6 protein-coding genes are annotated in these 3,922 nt (G+C 70.3%); 3 read left to right on the top strand and 3 right to left on the bottom strand.

Translation table 11 applies throughout. The features are described from left to right. A partial coding sequence (locus J7E68_RS17960) for an electron transfer flavoprotein subunit alpha/FixB family protein (protein ID WP_215174909.1) occupies positions 1–808 on the bottom strand: 808 nt, incomplete at its 3' end. Between the two features lies 1 nt (position 809). After that, positions 810–1,586, bottom strand: a complete 777-nt coding sequence (locus J7E68_RS17955) for an electron transfer flavoprotein subunit beta/FixA family protein (RefSeq protein WP_215174907.1) — start codon at positions 1,584–1,586, stop codon at positions 810–812. A gap of 133 nt (positions 1,587–1,719) precedes the next feature. On the opposite strand from J7E68_RS17955, the gene J7E68_RS17950 reads away from it, so the two are divergent. From J7E68_RS17950 to J7E68_RS17940, 3 genes are read left to right on the top strand one after another with little or no spacing between them, the layout of a single operon-like run. Beyond that, the gene (locus tag J7E68_RS17950; protein ID WP_215174905.1) at positions 1,720–2,256 is read left to right on the top strand and encodes a MarR family transcriptional regulator; all 537 of its coding nucleotides are present in this window, start codon (positions 1,720–1,722) and stop codon (positions 2,254–2,256) included. 1 nt (position 2,257) lies between these two features. Then, positions 2,258–2,728: an SRPBCC family protein gene (locus J7E68_RS17945; RefSeq protein WP_215174903.1), complete on the top strand. Its 471-nt coding sequence runs from the start codon at positions 2,258–2,260 to the stop codon at positions 2,726–2,728. Further along, positions 2,725–3,168, top strand: coding sequence for a YdeI/OmpD-associated family protein (locus tag J7E68_RS17940; protein ID WP_215174901.1), 444 nt, complete (start codon positions 2,725–2,727; stop codon positions 3,166–3,168). Before J7E68_RS17945 ends, J7E68_RS17940 begins: the two co-directional genes overlap by 4 nt. Positions 3,169–3,211: 43 nt before the next feature. Here the strand turns inward: J7E68_RS17940 and J7E68_RS17935 are convergent. Then, positions 3,212–3,922, bottom strand: a 711-nt coding sequence (locus J7E68_RS17935; RefSeq protein ID WP_215174899.1) for an enoyl-CoA hydratase-related protein, incomplete at its 5' end; no start/stop codon positions are given.

Here is a 3,922-nt window from a genome sequence, read left to right as displayed (position 1 = left end):
CCGAGATGCCGAGGGCGACATAGAGCTGCGGCGACACCGACACCCCGGTCTGACCGACCTGATGCGACTGCGGGATGTATCCGGCATCCACCGCGGCTCGCGAGGCGCCGACCGCAGCGCCCAGCGCATCGGCCAGCTCTTCGACGAGCACGAACTTCTCTTTCGACGCGAGGCCGCGGCCGCCCGAGACGACGCGGGTCGCGCCGCGCAGCTCAGGCCGCGACGACGTGGATTCGACGGCCTCGACCGCACCGACCGTCGCCGCAGCGAGACCGGATGCGGTGACGCTCAGCGCCTCGGTCGTCGGCGACGCCGCTGCCTCTGCGCGCGTGTCGACCGCACCCTGACGCACCGTGATGACCGGGGCGCCGAACGTGGGCGCGGAGTCGGTGAGGTACGCCCCGCCGTAGACGGAGTGGTGCGCGATGATGCCCTCGTCGTCGCGCGAGACGCCGACCGCGTCGACCGACAGCGCCAGCTTCGCCCGCACGGCGAACCGCCCGGCGACATCGCGCCCGCTGATCGAATTCGAGATCAGCACGGCATCGGGGTGCACCTGCGCGAACGCCGCCTGCAGCGCGTCGACGATCGGCACCGTGAGAGTCGTGCCATCGCCGTCGGCGGTCAGGACCACGGAGGCGCCGGCGTCGGCGACCTTCGAGGCCGCCTCGGCTGACCCGCCGACGACGAGCGCGACAGGCGCGCCGACGGTCGAGGCCGCGCCGATCAGCGCGGACGTGCTGCTGGCGGGGTTGCCCGCCGGGTCGAGGTCGACCAGCACGAGGATCGGGTTCTCGGGGTAGGTCATGTCACACCAGCCTGTTCTGCACGAGGTACTCCACCAGCTTCTCGGCGGCATCGCCCTCATCGACGATCTTCACGCCGGCCGCACGCGGCGGCTTCTCGGCCACCGCGGTGAGGATCGTGCGAGGAGCCGCGGCGGGATCCGCCGAGACGCCGAGGTCATCGAGGCTGAGCACTTCGAGCGGCTTCTTCTTCGCCGCCATGATGCCCTTGAAGTTCGGGAAGCGCGCATCGGGCAGCCCCTCGGTGATCGAGACGACAGCCGGAAGGGATGCCGAGATCGGCTGCGCTCCGGCATCCGCGCCCCGGGTGCCCGTGATGCCCTCTGGCGTGATCTCGACCGAGGTGAGCGCCGTGGCCTGAGGCCAGCCGAGGTGCTCGGCGAGCATGGCCGGGATGACGCCACCCGAACCGTCGGTCGACAGGTTTCCGGTGATCACCAGGTCGGGTTCGCCGCGGCGGATCGCGGCGGCCAGCGTCTCTGCGGTGAGCCCCAGATCAGCACCCGCGGGCTGCTCGTCGGCGATGTGCACGGCAGATCCTGCGCCGATCGCGAGCGCCCGTCGCACCGACGCCGTCGAGCCGCCGGGAGCCATCGCCACAGCGACCACCTCGGTGCCCTCGTTCTTGTCGGCGTAGCTCAGCGCGACCTCGAGCGCCCGCTCGGTGATCTCATCGAGCACCACGTCGCCGGCCCCGCGGTCGGCGAGGCCGGTCTCGAGATTCAGCTTGCGATCGCCGTAGGTGTCGGGCACCTCTTTGACCAGGACGAAGATCTTCATCGATTGCTCCTCACGACTGCCTCGATTCTAGCCCCTTGATACTGAGTCCCAGCCGTCGAGCGACTGAGGTCCAGCGCGCCTCGGCGCGGCGGTCGGTCGCTGCCACGGCGATCCGATGGCCTACCGTAGAACCGTGAACCGACCGCGTCCGCTGCCCGTCGATCCGCTCGCCGAGGCGAAGCGGCAGTGGCTCGCGCACGGATGGTCGGATGCTGCCGACGGCATGACCGTCGTCACCTCGGTGATGCGCGCGCAGCAGCTGCTGCTGGCACGCGTGGATGCGACGCTCAAGCCCTTCGCGCTGAGCTTCGCCCGCTATGAGATGCTGCGCCTGCTGGCCTTCAGCCGGTCGGGCCGCCTGCCCCTGTCGAGCGTCGTCGCCCGGCTGCAGGTGCACGCGACGACCGTCACGAGCACCGCGGAGCGACTGGTGCGCGACGGGCTCATCGTGCGCGAGCCGCACCCGCACGACGGCCGCGCGGCACTGCTCGCCCTGACCGAGTCGGGTCGCGAGCTGGTCGACCGCGCGACGCACGCCCTCAACACCGAGGTCTTCGCCGACCCGGGCATGACCAGCGCCGATGCCGCCGAGCTCGTCGCGATCGTCGCGCGGATGCGCAAAGCGGCCGGCGACTTCGCCGACCCCAAGCCTCAACCCGATCCGCTCTGACATGGCCGAGTTCGTTCTCGAGAGGGTGATCTCGGCACCGAGGGAGACCGTGTTCGCGCTCGCGCTCGACACCGGACTGCACCTGCGGTCGATGGCCCGATACGACGAGACGATGGTCGAGGCACCGGCGGGCGGCGTGTTCACGGAAGGGTCGACCGTGACGTGGCGGGCCCGGCACTTCGGCATCCCGTTCCGGTTGCGGACCATCGTGTACGACGTCGATCCGCCCCACGGGTTCCGCGACCGCCAGCTCTCGGGCCCTTTCGGGGCGTTCCTGCACCAGCACGTCTTCGAGGAGCATCCGGAGGGAACTCTGGCGCGCGACACGATCGTCTTCCGTTCGCCGTTCGGGCCGATCGGACGCCTCGTCGACCGCGTGTTCATGCGCGAGTACATGCGCGCGCTGATCGAGGAACGCAACGACCACCTGGCATCCGAGGCCGAGGAGCGCGGGCGTACACTGCCCGCATGAGCGAACTGCGCCTGCACACGACCCTCGAAGGCCGCGGGCCCGCGGCCGCGATCATCCTCACCGACGAGCAGGTCGCCTCGTTCGCCGCCGGCAGGACGTTCCCGGTCGCGGTGACGATCGACGGCCGCAGCGCACGACTGCGTCTCGCCCGCATGGGCGGGCAGAACATGATCGGCTTCAGCAAGGCCGTCCGCGCCGAGCTCGGCGTCGAGATCGGCCAGGAGGTCGATGCCGTCATCCGCCTGGATTCCGCCGAACGCGAGGTCGAGATCCCGCCCGCTCTCGCCGATGTCCTCGACTCCGACGCCGCGCTCCGCGCCGCCTTCGACGAACTGTCGTACTCGGCGCGCAAAGAGCATGCGCGCTCGGTCGCCGAGGCGAAGCAGGAGGCGACCCGCGACCGCCGCGTCGAGAAGATCGTCGAGGCGCTGCGCGGCTGAGGCACCCGCACCGCTCCGGTTCTCCGGAGTCGTGGCGCGGAACTCAGCGGTGCCGGAAGTCGGGCGCACGCTTCTCCCGGAAAGCCGACATGCCCTCTTTCTGGTCTTCGGTGTCGAACAGCTCTGCGAACGCCCGCTTCTCGTGAGCCAGACCGTCGGCGAGGGTCGTCTCCATCGCGGCGTCGAGCGCAGCCTTCGCCGCGAACACCGAGGGCAGCGACTTCGACGCGATCGTCTCGGCGAGCGTCGTGACCTCGGCGAGCAGATCGGATGCCGGCACGACGCGCGAGACGAGGCCGGAGCGCTCCGCCTCTTCGGCGCCCATGAACCGACCGGACAGCACGAGCTCGGCCGCCTTGTAGTAGCCGACCGCGCGGATCAGCCGTTGCGTGCCACCCATGCCGGGGATGACGCCGAGGTTGATCTCGGGCTGGCCGAACTTCGCGGTGTCGGCCGCCAGGATGATGTCGCACATCATCGCGAGCTCGCATCCTCCCCCGAGTGCGAAGCCCGAGACGGCGGCGATCACAGGTGTGCGCACCGCGGCGAACTCGTGCCAGACGCCGAAGTGATCCGTCTCGACCATCTCGGCCGCCGACATGCCCTCCATCTCCTTGATGTCGGCGCCTGCGGCGAACGCCTTCTCGGACCCCGTGACGACGATCGCACCCACCCCGTCATCGAGATCGAACGCCACGGCCGCGGCGGTGACCTCGTCGGCCAGGCGACTGTTCAGCGCGTTCAGCGCCTCGGG

It is taken from the genome of Microbacterium sp. ISL-103 (genome assembly GCF_018613995.1).
In the GTDB taxonomy this organism is placed as follows: domain Bacteria; phylum Actinomycetota; class Actinomycetes; order Actinomycetales; family Microbacteriaceae; genus Microbacterium.
The sequence above is the reverse complement of the archived record's forward strand: the minus strand, read 5'-3'. Positions and strand labels throughout refer to the sequence as shown.